Raw genomic sequence first — 23714 nt, 5'->3', positions numbered from 1 at the left:
CTACTACGGTTTTCGGTCATGCCCTTCGGCAAGGACCTGGCCCCGGGGATGCTGCACCGGCACTCCTCCCACGCCCAGGCCGCGGCCCGCATCACCTGGTGTATCGGCGAACGCTGCCTCGAAGTGATCACCGGCGAGGTCGGCGCCGGGAAGACCGTCGCCGTCCGCGCGGCCCTCGACGCCCTCGACCACCCCAGACACACCGTCATCTACCTCCCCAACCCCGCCATCGGCGTCACCGGCATCCACCAGGCCATCGTCACCCGCCTCGGCGGGGTCCCCAAACCCCACCGCTCGACGCTAATCCCTCAGGCCGCGGACGCGCTGGCCACCGAACACGCCGAGCGCGGGCGGGTTCCCGTCCTGGTCATCGACGAGACCCACCTACTTGATCACAAGCCACTGGAAGCCGTGAGGATGCTCACGAACCACGACATGGACTCCACCAGCCCGCTGGCCTGCCTCCTGGTCGGACAGCCCACCCTCCGCCGCAACATCAAACTCGGCATGCTCGCCGCCCTTGGCCAGCGCATCGCGATCCGCTACAACATGCCGCCCATGACCAGCGAGGAAACCAACAGCTACCTCGCCCACCACCTCGCCCTCGCCGGACGCTCCGACACCCTCTACTCCGACGACGCAATCACCCTGATCCACGACAGCTCCCGCGGCTACCCACGCGCGGTCAACAACCTCGCCGTCCAGGCCCTGCTGTCCGCCTACGCCGACAGCAAATCCATCGTCGACGAAGCATCCGCCCGCGCCGCCATCGCCGAAGTCACCGAGGAATGACCCGTTGCGAACGGCACCCTGAGCACCCCAGTGACACCGTGAACATCAAATGCCCTGCCGGAACCCCACCGGCAGGGCATTCTTCATCGCCCCACACGCTCATCCCGAGTGACAACACCATGCTCATCTTGAACGGCACTCAACACCCATCCCCGGGGCAGGTACAGCTTCCGGTCGATCATGATGCGCGTCGTCGGGGTCACCGCCACGAGATGGACCGCGACCTGGCACTTCGCCGTGCCGCCCACCGCTCCGGAGTACTGGTGGGCGGACCCGACGGCGTACTCGGATGCCTTCTCATCATCGGTCTCGTCCGCGACCAGCACGATCTCCTCGCCGGTGAGGTGGACGGCGACCTGCCCGGCGACCTTCCTGCGGGCCGCCTCGTGGTCGAACTTCGCCCTCGCCAGAAGATGCTGGAACCGATCCGGGCCCCGATGGCCCACGGCTTCGGCCAGGGTCCAGCAGTTGCGAGTCTCCAGCTCCATCAGCAGCCCCGACGTCAACTCGGCCGCAGTCTGACGGGGTTCACGCCGCTTGAAGCAGTCCGCGATAGCCCCCATCACGGCCCCGAATGTCTCCGCCCACTCCTGCGCGGCTATCCTGGCCGTCGCGGCCACCGTCTCTTGATGACTCGTCACAAAGCTTCATGATCACGGTGGCCGCACCCATACCCCCACCCAGCCCCCGAAATCCCACCTGACCTGCAGAAACACCGGAACTACGGCTGCCGTATCTGTGCTTCTGCGAGTAGTACGGCTCGTCCGCGGCTATCCGATCGGTAGGGATCAAGGTGCCGTCAACAATGACGAAGTCCCCTTCACCCAAGCCGACAAGGGCTTCACGCAAGCCCGGTGCCCAGGAGGCGAGGAGGTCAAGGGTCTCGTCGACGTACCGCCAGGCCGTCGCCTCCGACACACCAAACCCTGCTCCGACCTGCGCGAACGTCTCATTCTTCCGCAGATGCGCCAACACCAGCAGGGCTTGCTTGAAGCAACCCAACCTTCGCCACGGCGAGTTGATCTCACGCCTGCGGGCGTAGATCAGCCAGGAGACATGCTCGACGAGCTCGTGCGGGACGTCGAGCATGGAAAAATACGGAACCAACAGGGCCCCTCGGAGGCTGCGTGATGAGTGAAGTCACCACAGCAACGACCAGGGGCCCTGACTCGTCACCCCCACCCCCTCTGACCTGCTCCTTCACCCTTCCAGAGGCGGGATGAAAGAGGTTCAGTGACTCCCCTATCTTAAATCCGGGTAACAAACTCCTTCGCTTCTCGGAATTCCAGGAACTGGCTTCGCATAACGGTAGAATCCTGCAATCATGGCTTCCAGTCCAGGTAAATTGAACTCGCGCCCAAGGGATCGCATCAGCGAATCTTCCGTCGGTCGAAATATTCCTTTCGTCTGATATTTACCGCCTTCATAGGCCCCTATCTTTCCTCCGTCCGGAGATTCTTTACCGATACAGCGATACCATTTCTGACTCTGATCTGCCATCTGAGTCTCGCCCAGCTTGGTAACATTGACTTCTGTAGGCTCAGGCCCGTCATAAGGAGTGCTTGCTTCGCCATTATATGAGTCATATTCGTCCGCGAGGTCGCCAACAGAATGTCCGTACTCGTGGGCAAGGACTTGACCGGCGCTATCGGTGTTTGAGATGACAACAATGGATTTATACCCGACGCTCGAGTTCACTTGGCTGGCTGCGCCACCATATTTAGTGGAATTTGCCAGCACCGCAACAGCATCAGCGCCAGGCGCCCTCCTTGCATACGACTCCACCGCTTCCGGGTCGGCACACATTACCCTTTCTGCACCAGGAACGCAATAGAACTTTGATCCAACTGCGGTGTTCTTCACGGCTCCTTCGGTCGTATCTCCGGAGACGCCAGACTCTGGAGATACGGCATTGACGGCCCATACGTTAAATAGTCCTAGATGGGAACGGAAGGGCTCAATTTTTGCCACTTCATCCCATGCCTTAGTTGCTGCCTCTTGAAATTCTTTCTGTTGATCCTGAGTAAACCCATCACCTATAAATACATAGTCAAGCTTGTCGTCGGCCGGGCCATTTTCAAGTATTGGAGTGACCTCAACATCGTCGCGCGCAGACAAGGAGGTAGAACGGAAAGGAGTGCGCATTTTGGCAAAATTTGGATGGCCGCCCGACTTTGTGAAGTATTCGATGTTCTGAATTATCTTCTTTTCCATTGGCTCGCCGCTGGCGAAATGCATAGAGGAGGCAAGGGTAAAAGTTGCTGTAACGCCCGCCGCGAGAAACATTCGAGTAACCCGCCGCGATTGTTGCTGTAATTTCATCTTAAACCACATTTCTGGGTTGCATCGCCTTCACCTTGAAGGCAATCTATTTTCATCTGTGTACCGTAGCTTCGCATCAACCTTGTGATGGGCGAGGGGGTTTCCTGGGGGCTATCCATGCGAATAACCCTCCCGATCTCAAGATTTGAGACGTTGGCCGACCGAGACGCCCTCGCCGTTTTCACTCGATCGTGAGCCGAATTGAAGAAGTTTAATCAGATTCAACCCCATAAGCCTTTTCCATTTGTACGGCTGGCGGGTGAGGTGGGGTTAGCGCGTTGACGGGCGGCGTGACGAACGGGGCACCCCGCTGGTTTGGCAGGTCACCACAACTAGCCTGACCTGCGGAGATGCCCCGTGTTCTTCTATCCTGCCGCATGCGATGTCGAGGAAGAGCTCCTTGAGCTGGTGACGATGGTCATCGTCGCGTGTGATGGTGAGCGGAACTGCAAACTGCGTCCGTATGACCGGGCTCGCTGTGCCCTGGTCTACCTGCGTAAGCACGACACTCTCGAACAGCTCGCGGCCGGCTTCGGGATCGGCGTGGCCACCGCCTGGCGCTACACCAACGACACGATCGAGTGCCTCGCCAAGTTCGCTCCGTCATTGACGGAAGCCCTGACGAGCCATCACGCCGACAGGTACGTACTCCTTGACGGCACCGTCGCGGAGACCGACCGAGTCCAGGCCCCCGGCCACTTCTCCGGCAAGGTCCGCCGTGAAGGCGTGAATCTCCAGGCCATCACCGCGGACAAAGGCAAGTTGCTGTGGCTCTCGCCAGCCCTGCCCAGTGGCACGCATGACTCTGCTGCGCAATTGGTGAGGTCTATGTGGTGAGTTGGTAGGCGAGGCGTTCGAGGTGGCTGGTGCGTTGGCGGCCGAGGGGGTGGTCGGTCCAGTAGGCGTCCAGCCGCACCACGTTGATTGCGGTGGCGGAGAAGGCGTGCTGGAGGCGGACTTTCGGCAGGCCGCGGTAGCGGGCCCTACGCAGGCCGGTGACGTCCAGGGTCTGGTTGATCGTGCCCTCGATGCCCGCCCTCAGCGCGTATGTGTCCTTCCAGGTCTTGGTCTTCTGTTCGGTGCGGGCTCGGGTGAGGGTGTCGTGGGCTTCTTTCGGGCGGAGGGTGAGCATGCGGGAGCCGCGGGCCGAGGTGGTGCATCGTTTCTGTGCGGGGCAGGCCCGGCAGTCCCATCGGTCGAACTCGACGACGATGGCGTCGTGTCCGTGCTGGGTGACGGGATGCCAGCCGATGCTGGTGGATCCTTCGGGACAGCAGACGGTTCGGGACTTCCAGTCGATGCGGAACTCACCCTTGGCGTATCCGGCACCGGCCTTGGCTTGCGGGGAGTGGTCGGCCATCAGCGGGGTGATCATGGTGATGCCGTTCTTCGCGGCTGCGGTGACCAGGTCAGCCGAGGGGTAGCCGGCATCGAGGTAGTGCTCGCCCGGGGCGAGGTTGCGCTCGGCCAAGCGCTGCTGGATGCCGGTGGTGGCCTTCACATCCGGCACGGTCGCGTCGGTGGTGTGCACGTCCGTGATCAGGTTCGGCCGCGGTCCGGCACGCCGTCCGGCTTCGGCTTCGGCTTCGGCTTCGGCTTCGGCTTCGGCTTCGGCTTCGGCTTCGGCTTCGGCTTCGGCTTCGGCTTCGGCTTCGGCTTCGGCTTCGGCTTCGGCTTCGGCTTCGGCTTCGGCTTCGGCTTCGGCTTCGGCTTCGGCTTCGGCTTCGGGAGGAGTGTCGCAGCTCTCGGTGAGATGGATCTTGTAGCCGCACCAGAACAACTCCTCGCCCTTGGCCGCCCAGCGTGCGTCGGGGTCGTAGGGAGAGGCCAGGCGTAATCTGCCGGGCGGGACGCCCCCTGGTCGGTGTCCCGCTTGGTGATCGCCTCCCGCCCCGGCTGTCGGTGCGCTGGTAGTAGGTCTGCACCAGCACCTGCCGCAGGATCTGCACCGCCTCGACCTCACGAATCCATATCGGGGCGCCGGCATCGTAGGCGGCCCGCACGATCGCGTAGCCGTCCTGTGCGAACAGCTGCGCCAGGTGGTCCCGTTTGGCCTGGGACGAGGGCATGGTCCAGCCGTTGATCCTCGGTCCGTAGCGGTGGGCGAACTCGGCGACATTGATCTGGCTGGCCAGCCAGGTCGGGGCCGCGACCGCCAGCGCCTCCAGCGCGGCCCGCACGCTCTCCCCGGCCAGCTCCAGCCGATTCAGATCCCGCACCGCGGAGATGACATGGGTGGAGTCGGTGCGCTGTTTGCCACCGGCACCGACCAGGGCGGCATCGCGGCAGTGGTCCACCAGCCGGTCGAACACCAGTCGCTCCAGGCCGTGCCCGGCCAACCGACCGCGGAAGCGGGCCAGCACGCTGGGGTCGAAGCCGGTATCGGTCAACTCCGCCCCGATCGCGTACTTCCAATCGATCGCACGGACGGCCATCGCGGCAGCCTGCCGGTCGGTCAGGTTCTCGGCGAACTGAAGCACCGTGACCAGCGACAGCACCGCCGGCGCCATCCCCGGGGCACCACGGACCCCGAAGGCACCGGTGAACGGCTCGTCGGCGAAGACCTCCGCCAAGCGGTCCCGCACCCGCATCGCCAGGCTCCCCTTCGGGAACGCCGCCCGGGCCACCACAACAGTCTGCTCCGGAATCTCCGGCAGCCCCTTCACCCGCAACGACATCCGCATCATCTCCCCAGCGGCCGCACGACAAGAAAACGACCACCAGGGCAATCATCTCGCCAACACCCACTGCCCCACAGCGAATTGCGCAGCAGAGTCACGCATGACGTCAAAGCCGCCCGTGAGCACGGCATCGTCGACGTCTGCGAGCAACTGAGTCTCAAGATCCTGGCGGACAAGGGCTACCAGGGCGCAGGCGGCACCGTGATCACACCCATCAAGCGCCACCGGGGCACCGAACTCCCCGACAAACATAAGAAGTCGAACACGGTCCACGCCGCACTGCGAGCGCCGGTCGAGCGGACGATCTCCCGGATCAAGCAGTGGCGGATCTTCCGCCACGCCCGCATCAGCCCGAACAAGCTCACGTCAGTCGCCGCAGCCATCCTCACCCTCATGATCTACACGTGAAAAAGGCTTCATGGAACCTCTTTCATCCTGCCTCTGCGAGGGTGAAATGCCTGGTCAGAGGGGAGTTGGTGACAAGACAGGGCCCCTGGTCGTTGCTGTGGTGACATCACTCATCACGCAGCGTCCGAGGAGCCCTGTTGGTTCCGTATTCTTCCATGCTCGACGTCCCGCACGAACTCGTTGAGCACGTTTCCTGGCTGATCCATGCCCGCCGGCAGGAGCTGAACTCGCCCTGGCGACGGCTCGGTTGCTTCAAGCAGGCCCTACTGGTGTTGGCGCACCTTCGGAAGAACGAGACGTTCGCGCAGGTCGGAGCCGGTTTCGGGGTATCGGAGGCGACGGCTTGGCGGTACGTGGACGAGACCTTGATGATCCTCGCCTCGTGGGCACCCGGCCTGCGCGAGGCCCTGGTGGGCCTGGGTGAGGGCGACTTCGTCGTCGTTGACGGGACACTGATCCCCACCGACCGCATCGCCGCAGACGAGCCGTACTACAGCCAAAAACACAAGCGGCACGGAATGAACGTGCAGGTCATCGCGTCCCCAGACGGCACTCCACTGTGGTTCTCCCGCGCGTTGCCCGGACGCACCCACGACCTGACCGCGGCACGGGCTCACGGCATCGTCCAGGCCTGCCTCACCAGGCAGATCCTCGTCCTGGCCGACCGCGCCTACCAAGGCGCCGGCGCAACCGTCCGCACCCCCTACAAAAACCACCGCGAACAACCCGACCACTACCAACTGTTCAACCGCGACCACGCCCGCCTCCGAGCACCAGGCGAACGCGCCTTCGCCCAACTCAAGCAATGGCGGACCCTCCGCCAGGCACGATGCTCAACCAACCGCATCAGCCGCATCGTCCAGGCCGTTCACACGCTCCTGACCTGCGACTACTCAGGATGAAAGAGGTTCATGGATAGGGATTGAATCGGTGGATGCCTGGGCGATTTGTGTCGTTCCATCGTATTCCCCTAGTCTTTTCCGGGAATTTGGCAGATCTCCACTAATCGGCGCCGTGTGGCACGTCAGCTTAAGGTCAGCGAGTTGTCATTCCTCACCCTCGCAGCTGGCTGACCGGGCAGGAATTCAGGAGAAGGGGATTTAACGGTCCTGAGCCTTTTCCAACCTCGGGTTGGGGTGGGGTGCTGTACACAGTGGTGAAGCTCCTGGTAGACGGGGAGGTCTATTCACGGAGGTTTTCGGCCTGCTGTTCTTGATCACGAGGGCGGCCCTGCTGGGTAGCGTGACGTTTGCGACGACGTCAGTTTTCTACCGGGGCAGGGCCGTTGGGCTGGAACGTTACGACAGGGCTGGATGCCGATCAACTTGATGGGCTGGTCACACGGGTCCACCAAGAGCTCGTGGAGGACCCGGATCCGCCGGTGTCACCGGGGCGGATGTGGGCGCTGGGCCTGTACAAGTCGGTGGTGCTGGTGCTGTTCCTGCTGCGGCAGAACCCAGTCCAGGAGGCGGCCGCAGAACTGTTCGGGATCTCCCAGGCCACTGTCGCCAGACGATGGACGGCCCTGCTGCCGGTGGTGGAGAAGGTCCTGGCCCGCCACGTTCCCGATCCGGCCAAGGCGTCTGCCGGGCGGATCGTCCTGGTCGATGGCACCCTGGTCACGACGTGGGACTGGACAACCCAGGGCACCACGATGTTCTGCGGCAAACACCGCGACACCGGATTCAGCCTGCAGTCGCCGCCACCCTCGCCGGCGACCTCCTCGCAGTCTCCGCCCCCGTGCCCGGCAGCCGGCACGACATCCACGCCTGGCGCCAGTCCCACTTCCCCGAGGCATTCGCCGAACGCGAGGGCATCGGCGACCTGGGCTACATCGGCTCCGGACTCCTCACACCCAGACGCAAGCCACCCGGCCAGGAACAATCCGCCGGGGACAAGATAGCCAACCGCTCCGTCAACACGCTCCGAGCCACAGTCGAACGGGCCATCGCACACTTGAAGAACTGGAAGATTCTCGCCACCCGCTACCGCGGCCCCCTCACACGCTTCACTCTCGTCACCAAGACCGTCACCGCCCTCGCTTTCTACAAGAAAGGCTGGTGAAACCCCGTGAATAGACCTCGGGTTGTCGACCAAGATCAACCATGTCCACCAGGAGCTTCGTGTGCTTGTCTATCCGTCGGCGATCGATCTGTCCAGCGCCTCCCTGCAGTTCCTCGCCGGACAGCTGAGGGTGCACCGTCAGGAGATCGGGACGCGGTGGCGGCGGTTGACTGCAGGTCGTCAGGCTCTGCTGGTCCTGGCGTATCTGCGGTGCGGGGATACCTATGCCCGCCTTGCAGCGGGTTTCGCGATCGGCACCGCCACCGTCTGCCGCTACGTCCACGAGGGTATCGATGTTCTGGCGGCCCTTGCACCGACGTTGCAGCAGGCGATGGAGACCGCGGCAGGCAAGGCTTTCGTGATCCTCGACGGGACACTGCTCCCCATCGACCGCATCGCCGCCGACCGCCCGTACCACTCCGGGAAACACAAGCGGCACGGCATGAACGTGCAGGTCATCGCCGATCCCTTCGGTCAAATCCTGTGGCCCTCACCCCCCGTTGCCAGGGGCCGTCCACGACATCAAGGCCGCCCGGACCCACCGCATCATCGAGACTCTCGCCTCATGTGACGTCACATAACGATGGTTGAAACCCCCGTGAATAGGCCTCTCGCCGTCGATGAACTCGTACTTCTCCGTCACCGGTATTCCTGGGCGAAGAAGGCCGCAGCTTTTCCCAAGAACTCGGTCTTCATACGGAGTTCCCGATTCTCACGTTCCAATTCGCGAAGGCGGGCACGTTCGCTGATGTTCAGCGGGGGCTCCTCCCCAGCGTGCTCCTGCCTGTACCGGCTGACCCAGGTGCCCAGCGTTCCCTCGTTCACCTGTATCTCTCGGGCGACCTCAGCGATCGGGCGGGACTCCACAACCACCATCTGGACTGCCTCGTCCCTAAATTCGGGACTGAACTTCCTACGCTTCTGTGCCACGTGCTCTCTCCGTCGTTCTGGACTTCGATCCTATGGGGACCGCTGTCCGAGAACTTCGGGGCTCCTCACGGTTCCAGTCTCGGGCCGCTTCGTGTAGGGCGGCGGCGATGTTGGTGCGTCCATCCTGGCGGTGAACACTGATGGCGAGGTTGCGCAGGCCGGCCATGACGCGAGGGAGCCGGCCGACGTGGATCTTGGAGTCATCCTCGCGGAAGGTGCGGTCCCGGACGTGGTGTAACAGGTTTTCGATCTTCCATTGCCCTCGGATCCATTCGGCGAGCTGGGCGCCGCTCACGGCGCCGGGCGGCAGGCTGGTGATCAGGTAGACGCGTTCGATGGTGAGCCTGCCGCTGGTGAAGTCCTTGCGCCAGCGCACAACTTGGAGGGCCTGGGCCGCGTCGGAATAGTCGATGTGGGCGAAGGCCGCGGTCTTCAGCCTGCGGATCTCCAGGCGGTGGTGGGCACGGGTGCGCTCGTAGTGGTCCAGGGCGATGTCCCGCCAGGGCAGGCGGCGCACGCGGTCGAAGAGGGTGGGGTGGTTCGCCTTGACGTGCGCGATGTAGTGGGCGCCGCGGGCTCGGAGGTAGGCGCCGTGGGCGTGCTGGGTGTGGAGCGCGTCGGCGGTGATCACGGTGCCGGTCCGGTCGACGCTGTCCAGCAGCGGGGCGAACGCGGGGATTTCGTTGCTCTTGTCGGCGACCTGGCGCTGGGCGAGGACGGTGCCGGTGTGGTCCATTGCGGCGAGCAGGGTGACGTAGCCGGTGGTGGAGGTGCGCGAGCCACGCAGGGCCTTGCCGTCGACCGCGATCGCGCGCAGTCCGGGCCCGGCCGGGGTGGCGCGGGCGGTGAGAAACGCGCCGATCGCGGTGTCCAGGGCATCGCCGTCGAGCTGCACGAGGAGGCGTCGCAGCGTATGCGGGTGCGGAACGCGGACCTGTCCGGTCAGCGGATCGACGGGGAAGCCGAGGGTCCGGCAGGCCCACGCCGGTGCGTCGCTGATCCACTCCGTGATCGCGATGAGCGAGCGGGCGCCGGCCAGGACACTCGCCGCGGCAGCGGTCACCAGCGCCGACAGCCGATAGCGGCGTCCGCGGCAGCCGCGTGGATCGGGAACCAGATCCAGGAATACGGACAGACGGACCGCGTCCATCAGCGGGACCGGAGCAGAAACCGGGGCCAGTTGTTCCAGCGCGGCAGGCATGCGGGAACATGCAGATGCAGGCACGGACTCACCAAGCGCTCATGGGACTTCGACACCCACATGATCACCGAGGCCGTGCCTGTACTGCGCTCCCCTTCTGCCCGAACCAGGACGCTCACCCTGCTTCACGACAACTCCGGCGAACCGGACGATCTTCGATCTCGCAAGGACCCCTGCCTACACCCCCACCAACCACATCAGGTTGGAAAAGGCTCCAGGAGCGGGGCGCGTTACTTTATGCAGGTCGACAGCGGCCTTTTCAGGGGTTCTGCATAACCCTCCTCGTCCTTGCTGGATAACGCAGCAACCAGCAGATCGCCCAGTATGTCAAAGTCTAACCATGGAGCACACCTTAGCGCTGCCACAGATCACCAAGAGCGAGCTACTTCCTCCGCCTTATCACCCCAGCGGCTAAGTATCTTTTCTTCATTGAGGTCCAAACTCCGCTTGAAGGCATCGATGATATAGGACTTATTCTTCTTTATTCCCTTCTTGAAAGCATCCTTATAGTGCCTACCGGCGTCCCACCAAAGGGTGAACGGATTTCCACCCTCCGCAATTCGCTTCGCAAGTGGAATTGTCGCCTCGTCGACCCAAACGTTCACCACGCTCTCAAAAAGGTCGTAATATGCTTCTGGATGCTCCCTCATCGAATCTAGTTTACTCTTACCCTTCGCACGCGCAATGTCTTTAACGTAAGCGCCAAAGTCATTACCGGGCTCCCCGCCGCTGATATTTGAATATACGAAGTCCGCATAGCCGGCCGATCCCACAATTTGAGTGACCTCGGCATCAGAAGGACTCGTAACATCCGAAACCATCTCGGTTAACACTGGCGCCGCAAAAGCATTCATTCCATCGACAGTAAGGGAGGGCACGCCGGGGGTGGCCAAGGCGCTATCGAGGGCATTAATTAATGACGGTATATATAACAACGCAGCCGGTGGGAACCAGGGCAGAAGGAAGCTGCCAAGAAAGGCGGCTCCATCTATAGCGACTCCCGAGCTATCCCCCTTAGTGATAGAGCTGGCCAGCGCAGCACCATCCGATGCGGTTCCTAACACCCATCCCGCATAGGGGACCAGCTTACCTGCACTTATCGCGATACGTGAAGCCGAACCTCCCGTAAATTTCGCAAATGCGCGTTTAGCAAAAGGGGTTGCGGCGTCAACTACCGCGGCCCCCATTCCGGTATATGCAGAAACCTTATCAGCAGCAATTGCGCTGTTATCCGAAAGTGTTGCATAAAGTCCCCAGCCTGCGAGTAAATTGCCCGCAGCGCTGTGTGCAGTAAAATTCGCCGCCTGGAGTGGATTCCTGACAAGGTCAACCGCTACCTCCGTTGCAAACCCCCGGAAAGCCTGTGCGACTTCATCGCTTGAAACTACGCCACCATTGGACGTCTTAAACGCCCCTGATGGTCGACTGTCTAGGAAGTTCTTAAGCTTACTGTCAGCACTCTTGAGCAGCTCAAGATATTGCGTCCCGTTAATTACAGGCTGACCCTTTCCTGCTCGCCCTTGATTTATTGTGTGCCACCCACCAGCGGACGTATCTGGCAGGAGGAAATCTGGGACCACAAAAAGATTATCGGTCTTAATTCGACTGTAGTGACACGCTTCATCGGGCATACCTTCCACTGGCAAAATGCCGAGGATGCTGCTACCGGGCCCAGAAAGAGCCTCCTTAATCTTAAAATTCTTCGGTTCCAAGAGCCACTCTGAACCGTCTGCCGGAATCATTATGCGGCCTTCAAATTTTGCGCCAGGCCCTTCAGTCGCAGAATCCGCACCCCGCGCGCTAACGTACAACTCAGCCATGGAGAAATGGTCATTTTGATTACACTTTACGCGGGCCTGCCTATCATCATTCTCGAACGTGACGTCACAATCCGACGGCCGAAAATTTACATGGGAGCCTTCATTTTCTTCCGTCCAGTTATACTTATCAACTAGCGCCGAATCGCTGCTTACGTTCTGATCACAGCCATTAAAGGTGACGACACCCTTTTTCTCTTCCTCCGCATCATTGATGTTGAGTCGACTCGATCCACAAACCTTAGTGTGACGCGATTGAATTACCCTGGTAAATGCAGAGGCTGTCCCTGCTGGCAATATTAAAGACGCACTTACTGCCGAAGCCACTACACTCACCGAAATCGAAGCATATCTCCTCATGGTCTCTCCTCGGCCCATCCTTTATTGATCCGAAACACTTCTGATTCTTGGCCGTTGAGCTGGGTGTGAGTGATCTGGTGGGGGACGCGCGGCATCTGCCGCCGTCAGCGCAGGAGGTTCTGCGTCTGCGGGCGGTGGCCGCGCTGGTGGCGGGGCGGGACCGCGAGGATGTCGCGGCGGTTTTCGGGGTGTCGCTCAAGGCCGTGGACAGCTGGTGGGTGAAGTGGCAGGCCGGAGGCCGGGACGCGTTGCTTGCCCGGCCTAAAGGCCGGCCGGTGGGCGTGCACCAGGTACTGTGCGAGGCGAAACAGGCGGCGGTGCGGCAGGCGGTTCTCGATCAGCGGCCCTGTGATGTGGGGCTGGTGGGCCAGTTGTGGACCCGGCGCCTGGTCGGTGACCTGATCGCGAAGCTGTACCGGGTGCGGCTGACCGAGCCCGGGGTGGGCAAGTGCCTCAAGCGGTGGGGCCTGACTTTTCAGCGGCCCTACAAGCGGGCCGTCGGCGTCCGCTCCGACCAGGTCACAGGCAGGGGCCGTTGCATGATCGCTTTCTGTCCGGGTTCATCCGGTGAGGCCGAGGGCGGCCGGGGGCGGTTCCAGTCGCGGGCCGCTTCGTGTAGGGCGGCGGCGATGTTGGTGCGTCCATCCTGGCGGTGAACACTGATGGCGAGGTTGCGCAGGCCGGCCATGACGCGAGGGAGCCGGCCGACGTGGATCTTGGAGTCATCCTCGCGGAAGGTGCGGTCCCGGACGTGGTGTAACAGGTTTTCGATCTTCCATTGCCCTCGGATCCATTCGGCGAGCTGGGCGCCGCTCACGGCGCCGGGCGGCAGGCTGGTGATCAGGTAGACGCGTTCGATGGTGAGCCTGCCGCTGGTGAAGTCCTTGCGCCAGCGCACAACTTGGAGGGCCTGGGCCGCGTCGGAATAGTCGATGTGGGCGAAGGCCGCGGTCTTCAGCCTGCGGATCTCCAGGCGGTGGTGGGCACGGGTGCGCTCGTAGTGGTCCAGGGCGATGTCCCGCCAGGGCAGGCGGCGCATGTCAATCCCCCGGGAACGTAGAGTCCTGTCTCACGCCGCTTCGCGCTTCTCGCGGGCGGCTTGGCGTTGCTGACGGATCATCCGCTCGAACTCCACGGGCGGGAGACCGCCAGCCCGGCTGTGCCGGCGTCTGGTGTTGTAGAAGTCCGCGATCCACGTCGCGATCTTCAGGCGGGCCTCGGCCCGGGTCCGGAAACGGTGCCGGTGGATGTACTCGACCTTGATCAGCGAGTTGAACGCCTCGGCGGCGGCGTTATTGAGGCAAAACTATTTGATTGCCTATTCGATGGTGTAGCGGACGTGGTGGGTGTGGAAGTAGCCGCGGACGGTGCGGGGTTGTTTCTGGCGGCGGTGGAGGAAGCGTCGGGTCTCGTGGGCGAGGTCGTCCGCCGAGCGGGTGCGTGCGGCGTGGACGTGGCGCTTGAGGTCCGCGTTCAGGAGCTCGTCGGGGTTGAGTTCGGGACTGTAGCCGGGCATCAGGTGCAGTTCGACGCGGTCGCTGTTGGCCTCCAGCCAGGCGCGGACGGTCTTGCTGCGGTGAACGGGGTGCCGGTCGGCGATCACGTGGACCTTGCGGCCGGCTTGGCGGGCCAGGCGGTCGAGGAAGACGGTGAAGACCTTCGCGGTGAACTTGCCGGTGAACACGGTGAACCAGAGCGAGCCGCGGGAGGCGATGGCGGACATGATGTTCACCCGGAACCGTCGGCCGTTCACGCGCACGACGGGGGTCTGGCCGGCTGGAGCCCAGCTCCTGCCGGGCGGGGCGGTGTCCGAGCACAGGCCGCACTGGTCGGCCCACGCGATCACCGCCTTCTCAGCCGAGGCCCGGGCGGCGATGGCCGGGTAGTCCTGCTGCAGCCAGACGTCGACCTTCTCCTGGTCCTGCCGGTACGAGCGCCGGTCCGGGCGCTGCGGGGAGAAACCGTGGCGTCGCAGCCACTTGCCGATGCCCTGCTCGGTCATCGTCACGCCGGTGACCAGCCGGATCAGCTCGCCGACCAGGGCCCGGGTCCACAGCGGCCCGCCGATCAGCAGATCCTCGGGGGTGTAGTCGGCCATCGCCTGGAAGAGCACCGCCCGGTCCTGGTCGCTGACCAGCTCGTCCCGGCCCATCCCGGTCTTCACCGGGGCGGCCAGCGCCTCCCGGCCCCCGGTCCGGTACGCACGCCACCACGTACCCACCGACCGCGACGAGACACCGAACACCTCGGCCGCCTCGCGGTACGAGCCCACCCGCCCCGACTCCAGCGCGGCCACCACCCGCAACCGCACCACCTCCTGCGCGGCCGCCGACAACAACCGCGCATCCCCCACCTCGATCGCCACGACCACTCAACGCACAAGACAACCAAGAAGTTTCGGCTCAATACGTATTGAAACACGACCCCACGCGCCCGATGGACTGCACTACGCGCAGTCGGTCACACAGGTCGTTGTAGGCCGCGGACGTGTATTCGCTGCCGCGGTCCGAGTGGAAGATCACTCCGTCCATGGTGCCGCCGCGTGTCGCGGCCGCCATCTGCAGGGCCGTGTCGTGGTGTGCGTCCATGGCGTAGCCCAGGCAGCGGCGGGAGAACAGGTCGATCACCGTCGCCGGTACAGCTTCCCTTCCTGGGTATCGATCTCGGTCATGTCGCCCACCCACAGCACGTCGGGAGCGATAGCGTCGAAGTGCCGTCCCACCAGGTCACGGGCGGCCTTCCGCTTGCCCAGCCGGGTCAGCGACCTGCGCTTCTTCGGTGGCCGGCCGTACCAGCCCTGCTCGGTCATGATCTCGGCGACCGTGTTCACGGACACCTGCCAGCCCTCCGCCCACAGGTCGAGCGTGATCCTGGGGGATCCGTACGTGCCGCCCGAGGCGGCGAAGAAGTGCTTGATCCGCTCGATCAGCGCAGCCCGTCTGACCTCGCGTTTCGTCGGGCTCACGGGTCTTTTGCGCCATTTGTAGTGCCAGGCCGGTGACACGCCGAGCGCGCGGCAGGCCACGACGTGCGGAATCTTCTCCTCGGTCCTGCAGTCGCTGATCACCCCGACAACCCGCGCCAGGTCCGCCTCAGCTACTTCACCCACAAGACCATGCAGCGTTTGAGGACCTCACGCTCCATCTCCAGCTCGACGATGCGCTTGGCCTGCTCCTTCGCATTCGCGCGTAGCCGGATCAGCTCCTCGCGCTCCGACTCGCCAAGTGGCCCGTCCCCGGATTCCTGGGCGGCCCGGGCCTTGCTGACCCAGTTCTGCAGCGTGGCTTCGTGGATCCCGAGGTCCCGCGCGACCTCCGCCGCCGGCTTGCCCGTCTCCAGCACGATCCGGACCGCGCCCTCACGCATCTCCGGGTCGTACTTCTGTCGCTTCCCCACCATGACCCCCAACTCCCCATCTGGTCACGGCTCTACGCTACGAGGGGAACCTCACGTTCGCCCGGAGCCCGCAGTCGGGTGTGGTCGCGGTTGAACTGTTGGTAGTGCTCGGGTTGTTCGCGGTGGTTTTTGTAGGGGGTGCGGACGGTTGCGCCGGCGCCTTGGTAGGCGCGGTCGGCTAGTACTGCAACGGTGTTTGGTGTGACCGTTGGGCAGGTTGGTCGTTGGTGTGGTTGTGGGTGGGGATCTTGCTGATGTGAGGGTGTGGGCTGGTGAGTTGGAGGCGGTGCACGGGCGGTTTGTGCATCGGTTTTCCAGGTCGGAGCCGAGGGAGTCGGCCCTGGCGTATATGCGGGGGTTGATGGCTCCGTTGGAGCGGAAGAACGGGTGGACGCTGGCTGAGGAGGCCGGCCATACGGGCCCGGACCGCCTCCACCGGTTCATGAACCGGATCGAGTGGGATGCCGACGAAGTCCTGGGCGACGTACGGGACTACGTGGTCGACAATCTCGGTGACCGGGATGCTGTGCTCATCGTGGACGACACGGGCTTTTTGAAGAAGGGCGTGCGGTCGGCGGGAGTGCAGCGGCAGTACTCCGGGACAGCAGGGCGGACGGAGAACTGCCAGGTAGGCGTCTTCCTCGCCTACGCCACCGACCGTGGTCGGACGCTGATCGACCGCCGTCTGTATCTGCCTACCTCCTGGACCGATGACCGTGAACGCTGCCGTCAGACCGGTATCGACGACGACATCGCCTTCGAGACGAAGGTGGCGATGGCCAAGAAGATGGTCCGCCAGGCGATCACGGACAAGATTCCGTTCCGGTGGGTGACTGCGGATGCTGCCTACGGCTTCAGCAAGGGCTGGCGGTCTGAACTGGAGCAGGCCGATGTCTTTCACGTGATGGCCACCACTCGCCACGACACTGTCGTCACCCGCTGGGCTCTCGATCACCCCGTCCACGACCTGTTCAACGGCCTGCCGCGGCAGAAGTGGAAGCGCCGGTCTTGTGGGAAAGGCGCCCACGGCCCGCGGGTGTTCGACTGGGCACGCATCGAGGTGCGGCCCTGGCACCGTCCAGACCGGCGACACTGGGTCCTTGCCCGCCGCAGCGTGAGCCGCCCGCAGGAGATCTCCTACTACATCGCCTACTGCCCCGCCGAAACGACCCTGGACGCACTGATCCAGGTCGCCGGCAGCCGGTGGGCGGTCGAGGAGTGCTTCCAGACCGCCAAGGGCGAGTGCGGTCTGGACGAGTACCAGGTCCGCCGCTATCCCGGCTGGCACCGCCACATGACCCTAGCCATGGCGGTCCATGCTTGCCTGACCGTCCTGCGGGCCCATGAACTCGACACCGGGAAAGCAGAAACGGATCCTCCCCACTCATCCACCTGAGCCTCGTCGAAATCCGACGCCTGATCACCCGCCTCACCCACCGCCAACCCCCACCCATCAGCCACGTCCTGCACTGGTCCCACTGGCGCCGCAAACGCCAACACCAAGCCCGCACCAGCCACTACAAACGACGAGGGCACAGCCCATAGAACTGCCCAACCATCAGCACAAACACCGTTGCAGTACTAGGGCCTGTGTGGAGTTGCGATCAAGGCTGTGACTCGAGGTGTCGGATCCAGAGAAGGCCGGCGCATAATTCGAGTCCGGCCTGGTAGCTTTCAGGCTTTTTTGTCATAGCGGACGGCGAGGCCGCGCCAGTCCTTGATCTTGTTGATGGTGCGTTCGACGCTGTTGCGAAGCTTGTACAGCTGCTTGTCCCAGATGACGGGCCTTCCGCCGCGTGAGCCGCGGTTCTTGCGGTGGGCGGCCTGATCCTTCTTCTCGGGGATGACCGCTTTGATCCCACGTTTGCGCAGGTGGGAGCGGTTTTGGCGGGACGAGTACGCCTTATCGCCGGCGACTGCGTCGGGCCGGGTGCGGGGCCGGCCGACCGGGCCGGGGACGCGGATCTTGCTGAGGACGGGGATGAACTGGGGACTGTCCCCGGCTTGCCCCGCAGTGATCTTGAGTGAGAGGGGCAGGCATTGCGGCACGCAGGGCAGGTGCGTCTTGGTGGTCAGTCCGCCGCGAGAACGCCCCAGGTCGGCGGCGAGCCGGGCCCTGCGGCGGCGCCTCACGCGTCGTCGTCTTTGCCGCTCTGGGTCCAGTTGCCCGTCTTGTTCCTGGCCGGTGCCCCCTTTTCCGCGGCGGCCTTCTCCAATGCGTCCAGGGTCTCGGGCTCCACGATCATCCCCGCGGCATCATGATGGGCCCGGACCGTGGTCGAGTCCACGCTGACCAGCGACAAGTCCACCAGGCCCCGCTTCGCCGCCTCGGCGATCGCACCCTGGAACACCGCGGTGGACACCCCAGCATCCCGCCACTGCCGAAACCGGCCGTAAACGGTGGACCAGTGCCCGAACCGTTCGGGCAACTCCCGCCATTTCTGGCTCTCCTGTCGTATGTGTGGGTCATTCTGTGGCGAGTTGGCGGCCTGGGAGTTGTGGTCGTGGTCCGCCCAGGGTGAGCATGACGAGGGCGATGATGGCGTTGGCGGTGTGGAAGCCGAAGCCGCGTCGGATGATCAGGCGAGTCTTGGTATTGGTGGACTCGATCAGTCCGTTGCTCATGCCGGTGGTCAGCGCGGCGCGGATGGCGTCGTAGTGGCGCATGATCTTGCGTTGGAGGTCGACGAAGGTGGGGATGCGGCAGCGTCGGGCCCAGGCGATCCAGCGGTCCAGGGCTTTGAGGGCGGCGGTGGGGCGGGACTTGGCCAGGGTGAACACGGTCCGGAGGGCTTCTTTCAGGCGCCAGGCGCGGTGGAGTTGGGGGTCGGTGGCGGCGATCCAGGCGAGTTTCGCGGCCTGCCGGTCGGTGAGGTCATCGGAGTTCTTCCACAACGCGAAGCGGGAGTCCTTCAGTGCGCGGGCCGTCTCCCGGTCGCCGAGGCTGTGGCGGGCCCGGTTCCAGGCCGTCCGGCGCTCGGCGTCCAGGGCGGTGGTGGCCCAGGCGACCACGTGGAAGGGGTCCATCACGCGCCTGGCGTGTGGGGCGCGTTCGGCCAGCACGCCGGCGATCCAGCCGGCGCCATCGGCGCTGATATCGGTCAGGCGTCCGGTCCTGCCGGGGCCAAGGCCGTCGAGGAAGCGGTGCAGGACGTGTTTGCCGTGGCCGTCGGCCATCCACACCACCCGGCCAGTGTCGTGGCAGACCACGACTGTCATGTACTTCTGCCCCCGGCGGTGGGAGATCTCGTCGATACCGATCCGCCGTAGTCCTGCCAGTCGGTCCACATCGCGGTCCCGGTCGGCGACGAACCGGGCCACGATCGCCCCGGCCGTCCGCCAGGAGATCCGCATCAGTGCGGCTGTTGCCGTCTTCGAGCACTCGGCGGCCATCCAGGCAGCCTGCTGATCGAAGGCCAGGGTGTGGCCGGCACCGTGTCTGGCCCACGGCACCCAGGCCACGACGGAACCGTGGATGTGGCATCCCACCCGCGGTGCATCAGCCTCCAGGAACACCCGCACCGCACCATGATCCAGATCCCGCCACCGCCGACGCCCCCGGCCGGCGTCATACCGGGCAGCCGGTCTGCGGCAGATCCCACACCGCTGCCGACTCCGCGCATCGGGTCGTACCGACACGATCACACACTGTTCGCTCTCGTCGAAGCGGATCCCCTCGACCACGGTGTTTTCGACCGTCAGAGTTCTCTTCCATATGCTGAAGACAGACACGCCGTTTCTCTGCAAGATCAGACTTGTTGCTAGACACCTCAAGCCTGGCAGAGAACGGCGTGTTTCACGCATCAGCCCAGCTCACAGCACCCACACATACGGCAGGAGAGCCGATTTTTGGCTGTAGTACGGCTCGTCTGCGGCGATGCGGTCGGTGGGGATCAGTGTCCCGTCAACGACGACGAAGTCGCCCTCACCCAGGCCCACCAGGGCCTCGCGCAGGCCGGGTGCCCACGAGGCGAGGATCATCAAGGTCTCGTCCACGTACCGCCAAGCCGTCGCCTCCGATACCCCGAAACCGGCTCCGACCTGCGCGAACGTCTCGTTCTTCCGAAGGTGCGCCAACACCAGTGGGGCCTGCTTGAAGCAACCGAGCCGTCGCCAGGGCGAGTTCAGCTCCTGCCGGCGGGCATGGATCAGCCAGGAAACGTGCTCAACGAGTTCGTGCGGGACGTCGAGCATGGAAGAATACGGAACCAACAGGGCTCCTCGGACGCTGCGTGATGAGTGATGTCACCACAGCAACGACCAGGGGCCCTGTCTTGTCACCAACTCCCCTCTGACCAGGCATTTCACCCTCGCAGAGGCAGGATGAAAGAGGTTCACTGAACCTCTTTCATCGTCCGCGGCTACTTCCACGCCCGCCACGTCCGCTACACCATCGAATAGGCAACCAAATAGTTTTACCTCAATATTGCCAGCTTGTGAGCATGGTCTTGAATGGTTCAGGGCTTATGGAGATCATTCCGTGGAAGGGTTTGGAGGCATCCCAGACCAGCACTAGCATTCCCACGATCATTATCGTCGGGATCAGGGTGATGATCAGGTGTGGCCATGTTCGGGTGAGCCCGAAAAAGTAGATGTAGCCGATGGTCAGCACTGCGCCGATGACCATAAACCACCAGAAGGCCGGCTTGACGCCCTCTTCGGCCCGTTCGATCCGCTCTCGGCGGGCCTGCAGCCAATCGTGCTGTCGGTCTAACAAATGTGTATAGATTGTTTGCTGTTGGGGATTGTTTCCTGGGTCAATACGCAATATCGCTGCTCGCAATTTAGCGGCGTGCTCCTCGGTTTTGGGTTCGACGCCGTGGTCTAGGTTCGGCCATTCGTGAGTGATGACCGAATCGACATAGGCCCGCTCCTCGGTGATGACCTTGGCACCTGGACCTGCGGGCAGAGCGGCAGCCAGGTCATGGATTTGACGCAGCGCCACCGTCTCTGAGTAGACAGTTTGCTGCGCTGCTCCGGTGTTCTCCCAGACGACGATCACCATAAATGCGAGAACCATCGCGTAGAGCACGCCCACCACCGCGTAGACGAAACCGAGAACGTCGTTATGTGGTGCCCGCCGAATGGGCGGACACATTTTTTGCACAAGCAGTAACGTTGCCCACACCAAGGCGCAGGCCGCTAGCACTATCAGCACGGCTGTCAGCATGTTGGGCCTCCGCTCATAGCGGTGGTACGTCCTTTTGTTATTGATCTGGAACTGTTGAAAATTATTGAACCTCTTTCATCCTGCCTCTGGGAGGGTGAAAGGCCTGGTCAGGCGGGGTGTGGGTAACGAGGCAGGGAGGCCTATCCACGGGGGTTTCAACCATCGTTCTTGATCACGAGGGCGGCCCTGCTCGGTAGCGTGACGTTTGAGAGAGCGTCAGTGAACCTCTTTCATCCTGCCTCTGCGAGGGTGAAATGCCTGGTCAGAGGGGAGTTGGTGACAAGACAGGGCCCCTGGTCGTTGCTGTGGTGACATCACTCATCACGCAGCGTCCGAGGAGCCCTGTTGGTTCCGTATTCTTCCATGCGCGACGTCCCGCACGAACTCGTTGAGCACGTTTCCTGGCTGATCCATGCCCGCCGGCAGGAGCTGAACTCGCCCTGGCGACGGCTCGGTTGCTTCAAGCAGGCCCCACTGGTGTTGGCGCACCTTCGGAAGAACGAGACGTTCGCGCAGGTCGGAGCCGGTTTCGGGGTATCGGAGGCGACGGCTTGGCGGTACGTGGACGAGACCTTGATGATCCTCGCCTCGTGGGCACCCGGCCTGCGCGAGGCCCTGGTGGGCCTGGGTGAGGGCGACTTCGTCGTCGTTGACGGGACACTGATCCCCACCGACCGCATCGCCGCAGACGAGCCGTACTACAGCCAAAAACACAAGCGGCACGGAATGAACGTGCAGGTCATCGCGTCCCCAGACGGCACTCCACTGTGGTTCTCCCGCGCGTTGCCCGGACGCACCCACGACCTGACCGCGGCACGGGCTCACGGCATCGTCCAGGCCTGCCTCACCAGGCAGATCCTCGTCCTGGCCGACCGCGCCTACCAAGGCGCCGGCGCAACCGTCCGCACCCCCTACAAGAACCACCGCGAACAACCCGACCACTACCAACTGTTCAACCGCGACCACGCCCGCCTCCGAGCACCAGGCGAACGCGCCTTCGCCCAACTCAAGCAATGGCGGACCCTCCGCCAGGCACGATGCTCAACCAACCGCATCAGCCGCATCGTCCAGGCCGTTCACACGCTCCTGACCTGCGACTACTCAGGATGAAAGAGGTTCACTGATGCGGATCTCCTGGCGGACGGCCGGGGCGATCGTGGCCCGGTTCGTCGCCGACCGGGACCGCGATGTGGACCGACTGGCAGGACTACGGCGGATCGGTATCGACGAGATCTCCCACCGCCGGGGGCAGAAGTACATGACAGTCGTGGTCTGCCACGACACTGGCCGGGTGGTGTGGATGGCCGACGGCCACGGCAAACACGTCCTGCACCGCTTCCTCGACGGCCTTGGCCCCGGCAGGACCGGACGCCTGACCGATATCAGCGCCGATGGCGCCGGCTGGATCGCCGGCGTGCTGGCCGAACGCGCCCCACACGCCAGGCGCGTGATGGACCCCTTCCACGTGGTCGCCTGGGCCACCACCGCCCTGGACGCCGAGCGCCGGACGGCCTGGAACCGGGCCCGCCACAGCCTCGGCGACCGGGAGACGGCCCGCGCACTGAAGGACTCCCGCTTCGCGTTGTGGAAGAACTCCGATGACCTCACCGACCGGCAGGCCGCGAAACTCGCCTGGATCGCCGCCACCGACCCCCAACTCCACCGCGCCTGGCGCCTGAAAGAAGCCCTCCGGACCGTGTTCACCCTGGCCAAGTCCCGCCCCACCGCCGCCCTCAAAGCCCTGGACCGCTGGATCGCCTGGGCCCGACGCTGCCGCATCCCCACCTTCGTCGACCTCCAACGCAAGATCATGCGCCACTACGACGCCATCCGCGCCGCGCTGACCACCGGCATGAGCAACGGACTGATCGAGTCCACCAATACCAAGACTCGCCTGATCATCCGACGCGGCTTCGGCTTCCACACCGCCAACGCCATCATCGCCCTCGTCATGCTCACCCTGGGCGGACCACGACCACAACTCCCAGGCCGCCAACTCGCCACAGAATGACCCACACATACGACAGGAGAGCCAGAAATGGCCGGGGGCCTGGACTCGGTCGGTCTCCGCGACGGTGCCGTCAAGGAGTACGTACCTGTCGGCGTGATGGCTCGTCAGGACTTCCGTCAATGACGGAGCGAACTTGGCGAGGCACTCGATCGTGTCGTTGGTGTAGCGCCAGGCAGTGGCCACGCCGATCCCGAAGCCGGCCGCGAGCTGTTCGAGAGTGTCGTGCTTACGCAGGTAGACCAGGGCACAGCGAGCCCGGTCATACGGACGCAGTTTGCAGTTCCGCTCACCATCACACGCGACGATGACCATCGTCACCAGCTCAAGGAGCTCTTCCTCAACATCGCATGCGGCAGGATAGAAGAACACAGGACATCTCCGCAGGTCAGGCTAGTTGTGGTGACCTGCCAAACCAGCGGGATGCCCCGTTCGTCACGCCACCCGTCAACGCGCTAACCCCACCTCACCCGCCAGCCGTACAAATGGAAAAGGCTTCATGGAACCTCTTTCATCCTGCCTCTGCGAGGGTGAAATGCCTGGTCAGAGGGGAGTTGGTGACAAG

19 protein-coding genes and 13 pseudogenes are annotated in these 23714 nt (G+C 63.6%); 12 read left to right on the top strand and 20 right to left on the bottom strand.

The window, feature by feature from the left end; translation table 11 throughout:
* Positions 1-18 precede the first annotated feature (18 nt).
* A complete protein-coding gene (locus SNOUR_RS40260; RefSeq protein ID WP_067357239.1) occupies positions 19-792 on the top strand; it encodes an ExeA family protein in 774 nt (257 codons plus the stop codon).
* Positions 793-875: 83 nt separating this feature from the next.
* On the opposite strand, the gene SNOUR_RS40255 is transcribed toward SNOUR_RS40260, so the two are convergent.
* The 3 genes and pseudogenes from SNOUR_RS40255 to SNOUR_RS43975 form a co-directional block, all read right to left on the bottom strand.
* Positions 876-1298 carry a transposase gene (locus SNOUR_RS40255; protein ID WP_312635614.1) on the bottom strand — a complete coding sequence of 141 codons (423 nt, stop codon included), beginning with the start codon at positions 1296-1298 and terminating at the stop codon, positions 876-878.
* A 229-nt stretch (positions 1299-1527) separates the two neighbouring features.
* A pseudogene (locus tag SNOUR_RS43980) lies at positions 1528-1939 on the bottom strand (transposase family protein); the annotation flags it as partial.
* A gap of 95 nt (positions 1940-2034) precedes the next feature.
* A complete protein-coding gene (locus SNOUR_RS43975; RefSeq protein ID WP_159426045.1) occupies positions 2035-3114 on the bottom strand; it encodes a M64 family metallopeptidase in 1080 nt (359 codons plus the stop codon).
* A 357-nt stretch (positions 3115-3471) separates the two neighbouring features.
* Here SNOUR_RS43975 and SNOUR_RS40250 point away from each other — a divergent pair, with 357 nt between their 5' ends.
* Positions 3472-3951, top strand: a complete 480-nt coding sequence (locus SNOUR_RS40250) for a transposase family protein (protein ID WP_067357235.1) — start codon at positions 3472-3474, stop codon at positions 3949-3951.
* On the opposite strand, the gene SNOUR_RS46765 is transcribed toward SNOUR_RS40250, so the two are convergent.
* A complete protein-coding gene (locus tag SNOUR_RS46765; protein ID WP_312635609.1) occupies positions 3941-4645 on the bottom strand; it encodes a transposase in 705 nt (234 codons plus the stop codon). The genes SNOUR_RS40250 and SNOUR_RS46765 overlap by 11 nt on opposite strands.
* Between SNOUR_RS46765 and SNOUR_RS48825 the strand changes: the two genes are divergently transcribed.
* Positions 4640-4951, top strand: a complete 312-nt coding sequence (locus tag SNOUR_RS48825; RefSeq protein ID WP_312635607.1) for a hypothetical protein — start codon at positions 4640-4642, stop codon at positions 4949-4951. The two genes, SNOUR_RS46765 and SNOUR_RS48825, sit on opposite strands and share 6 nt — an antisense overlap.
* A 562-nt stretch (positions 4952-5513) precedes the next feature.
* Here SNOUR_RS48825 and SNOUR_RS49690 read toward each other — a convergent pair.
* Positions 5514-5705, bottom strand: a pseudogene (locus tag SNOUR_RS49690) (transposase); the annotation flags it as partial.
* 171 nt (positions 5706-5876) lie between these two features.
* Between SNOUR_RS49690 and SNOUR_RS49375 the strand changes: the two are divergent.
* The 5 genes and pseudogenes from SNOUR_RS49375 to SNOUR_RS40225 form a co-directional block, all read left to right on the top strand.
* Positions 5877-6203 (top strand): transposase family protein, encoded by a 327-nt coding sequence (locus SNOUR_RS49375; RefSeq protein ID WP_067357233.1) that lies wholly within the window; start codon positions 5877-5879, stop codon positions 6201-6203.
* Positions 6204-6300: 97 nt separating this feature from the next.
* Positions 6301-7105 (top strand): annotated as a pseudogene (locus tag SNOUR_RS40235) (transposase family protein).
* Between the two features lie 494 nt (positions 7106-7599).
* Positions 7600-7743, top strand: a pseudogene (locus tag SNOUR_RS49370) (transposase family protein); the annotation flags it as partial.
* A complete protein-coding gene (locus SNOUR_RS40230; protein WP_079143228.1) occupies positions 7719-8267 on the top strand; it encodes a transposase family protein in 549 nt (182 codons plus the stop codon). The pseudogene SNOUR_RS49370 and the gene SNOUR_RS40230, both read left to right, overlap by 25 nt.
* A gap of 61 nt (positions 8268-8328) precedes the next feature.
* Positions 8329-8842: pseudogene (locus SNOUR_RS40225) on the top strand (transposase family protein); the annotation flags it as partial.
* 64 nt (positions 8843-8906) lie between these two features.
* Here SNOUR_RS40225 and SNOUR_RS40220 read toward each other — a convergent pair.
* The 3 genes from SNOUR_RS40220 to SNOUR_RS46750 form a co-directional block, all read right to left on the bottom strand.
* On the bottom strand, positions 8907-9197 hold the full coding sequence (locus tag SNOUR_RS40220) for a transposase (RefSeq protein WP_067357230.1): 291 nt from the start codon (positions 9195-9197) through the stop codon (positions 8907-8909).
* Positions 9181-10398: an ISAs1 family transposase gene (locus SNOUR_RS40215; RefSeq protein WP_312635599.1), complete on the bottom strand. Its 1218-nt coding sequence runs from the start codon at positions 10396-10398 to the stop codon at positions 9181-9183. Before SNOUR_RS40215 ends, SNOUR_RS40220 begins: the two co-directional genes overlap by 17 nt.
* Positions 10399-10766: 368 nt before the next feature.
* Positions 10767-12575: a hypothetical protein gene (locus SNOUR_RS46750; RefSeq protein WP_159426041.1), complete on the bottom strand. Its 1809-nt coding sequence runs from the start codon at positions 12573-12575 to the stop codon at positions 10767-10769.
* 65 nt (positions 12576-12640) lie between these two features.
* Between SNOUR_RS46750 and SNOUR_RS47570 the strand changes: the two are divergent.
* Positions 12641-13018 (top strand): annotated as a pseudogene (locus SNOUR_RS47570) (helix-turn-helix domain-containing protein); the annotation flags it as partial.
* A gap of 41 nt (positions 13019-13059) precedes the next feature.
* Here the strand turns inward: SNOUR_RS47570 and SNOUR_RS47565 are convergent.
* From SNOUR_RS47565 to SNOUR_RS45635, 7 genes and pseudogenes are all read right to left on the bottom strand, one after another.
* Positions 13060-13614, bottom strand: a complete 555-nt coding sequence (locus SNOUR_RS47565; RefSeq protein WP_312636298.1) for a hypothetical protein — start codon at positions 13612-13614, stop codon at positions 13060-13062.
* 30 nt (positions 13615-13644) lie between these two features.
* A pseudogene (locus SNOUR_RS43955) lies at positions 13645-13863 on the bottom strand (integrase core domain-containing protein); the annotation flags it as partial.
* A 30-nt stretch (positions 13864-13893) separates the two neighbouring features.
* Positions 13894-14940 carry an IS630 family transposase gene (locus SNOUR_RS40205; RefSeq protein ID WP_312635597.1) on the bottom strand — a complete coding sequence of 349 codons (1047 nt, stop codon included), beginning with the start codon at positions 14938-14940 and terminating at the stop codon, positions 13894-13896.
* A 37-nt stretch (positions 14941-14977) separates the two neighbouring features.
* A complete protein-coding gene (locus SNOUR_RS44955; protein WP_067357226.1) occupies positions 14978-15202 on the bottom strand; it encodes a DDE-type integrase/transposase/recombinase in 225 nt (74 codons plus the stop codon).
* Positions 15199-15540 (bottom strand): IS3 family transposase, encoded by a 342-nt coding sequence (locus tag SNOUR_RS43950; protein WP_159426039.1) that lies wholly within the window; start codon positions 15538-15540, stop codon positions 15199-15201. Before SNOUR_RS43950 ends, SNOUR_RS44955 begins: the two co-directional genes overlap by 4 nt.
* A gap of 131 nt (positions 15541-15671) precedes the next feature.
* Complete coding sequence (locus tag SNOUR_RS40190) at positions 15672-15974, bottom strand: transposase (protein ID WP_067357222.1); 303 nt, start codon at positions 15972-15974, stop codon at positions 15672-15674.
* 50 nt (positions 15975-16024) lie between these two features.
* Positions 16025-16162: pseudogene (locus SNOUR_RS45635) on the bottom strand (IS5/IS1182 family transposase); the annotation flags it as partial.
* Between the two features lie 44 nt (positions 16163-16206).
* Between SNOUR_RS45635 and SNOUR_RS40185 the strand changes: the two are divergent.
* Positions 16207-17367 (top strand): IS701 family transposase, encoded by a 1161-nt coding sequence (locus SNOUR_RS40185; protein WP_067359177.1) that lies wholly within the window; start codon positions 16207-16209, stop codon positions 17365-17367.
* Between the two features lie 208 nt (positions 17368-17575).
* Here SNOUR_RS40185 and SNOUR_RS48815 read toward each other — a convergent pair.
* The 4 genes and pseudogenes from SNOUR_RS48815 to SNOUR_RS43945 form a co-directional block, all read right to left on the bottom strand.
* Positions 17576-18424: pseudogene (locus SNOUR_RS48815) on the bottom strand (IS5 family transposase); the annotation flags it as partial.
* 13 nt (positions 18425-18437) lie between these two features.
* Positions 18438-19703: an ISL3 family transposase gene (locus tag SNOUR_RS40170; protein WP_067357219.1), complete on the bottom strand. Its 1266-nt coding sequence runs from the start codon at positions 19701-19703 to the stop codon at positions 18438-18440.
* Between the two features lie 114 nt (positions 19704-19817).
* Positions 19818-20223 (bottom strand): annotated as a pseudogene (locus SNOUR_RS40165) (transposase family protein); the annotation flags it as partial.
* 168 nt (positions 20224-20391) lie between these two features.
* On the bottom strand, positions 20392-21141 hold the full coding sequence (locus tag SNOUR_RS43945; RefSeq protein WP_079143225.1) for a bestrophin-like domain: 750 nt from the start codon (positions 21139-21141) through the stop codon (positions 20392-20394).
* A 305-nt stretch (positions 21142-21446) separates the two neighbouring features.
* On the opposite strand from SNOUR_RS43945, the pseudogene SNOUR_RS40155 reads away from it, so the two are divergent.
* Both SNOUR_RS40155 and SNOUR_RS40150 read left to right on the top strand, forming a co-directional pair.
* Positions 21447-22251, top strand: a pseudogene (locus SNOUR_RS40155) (transposase family protein).
* A 10-nt stretch (positions 22252-22261) separates the two neighbouring features.
* Positions 22262-23152 (top strand): annotated as a pseudogene (locus SNOUR_RS40150) (ISL3 family transposase); the annotation flags it as partial.
* 144 nt (positions 23153-23296) lie between these two features.
* Here SNOUR_RS40150 and SNOUR_RS49365 read toward each other — a convergent pair.
* Positions 23297-23464: pseudogene (locus SNOUR_RS49365) on the bottom strand (helix-turn-helix domain-containing protein); the annotation flags it as partial.
* Between the last annotated feature and the right edge of the window lie 250 nt (positions 23465-23714).

This window comes from Streptomyces noursei ATCC 11455, from assembly GCF_001704275.1.
GTDB classification, from domain to species: domain Bacteria; phylum Actinomycetota; class Actinomycetes; order Streptomycetales; family Streptomycetaceae; genus Streptomyces; species Streptomyces noursei.
This window is presented reverse-complemented; position numbering and strand designations above follow the sequence as displayed.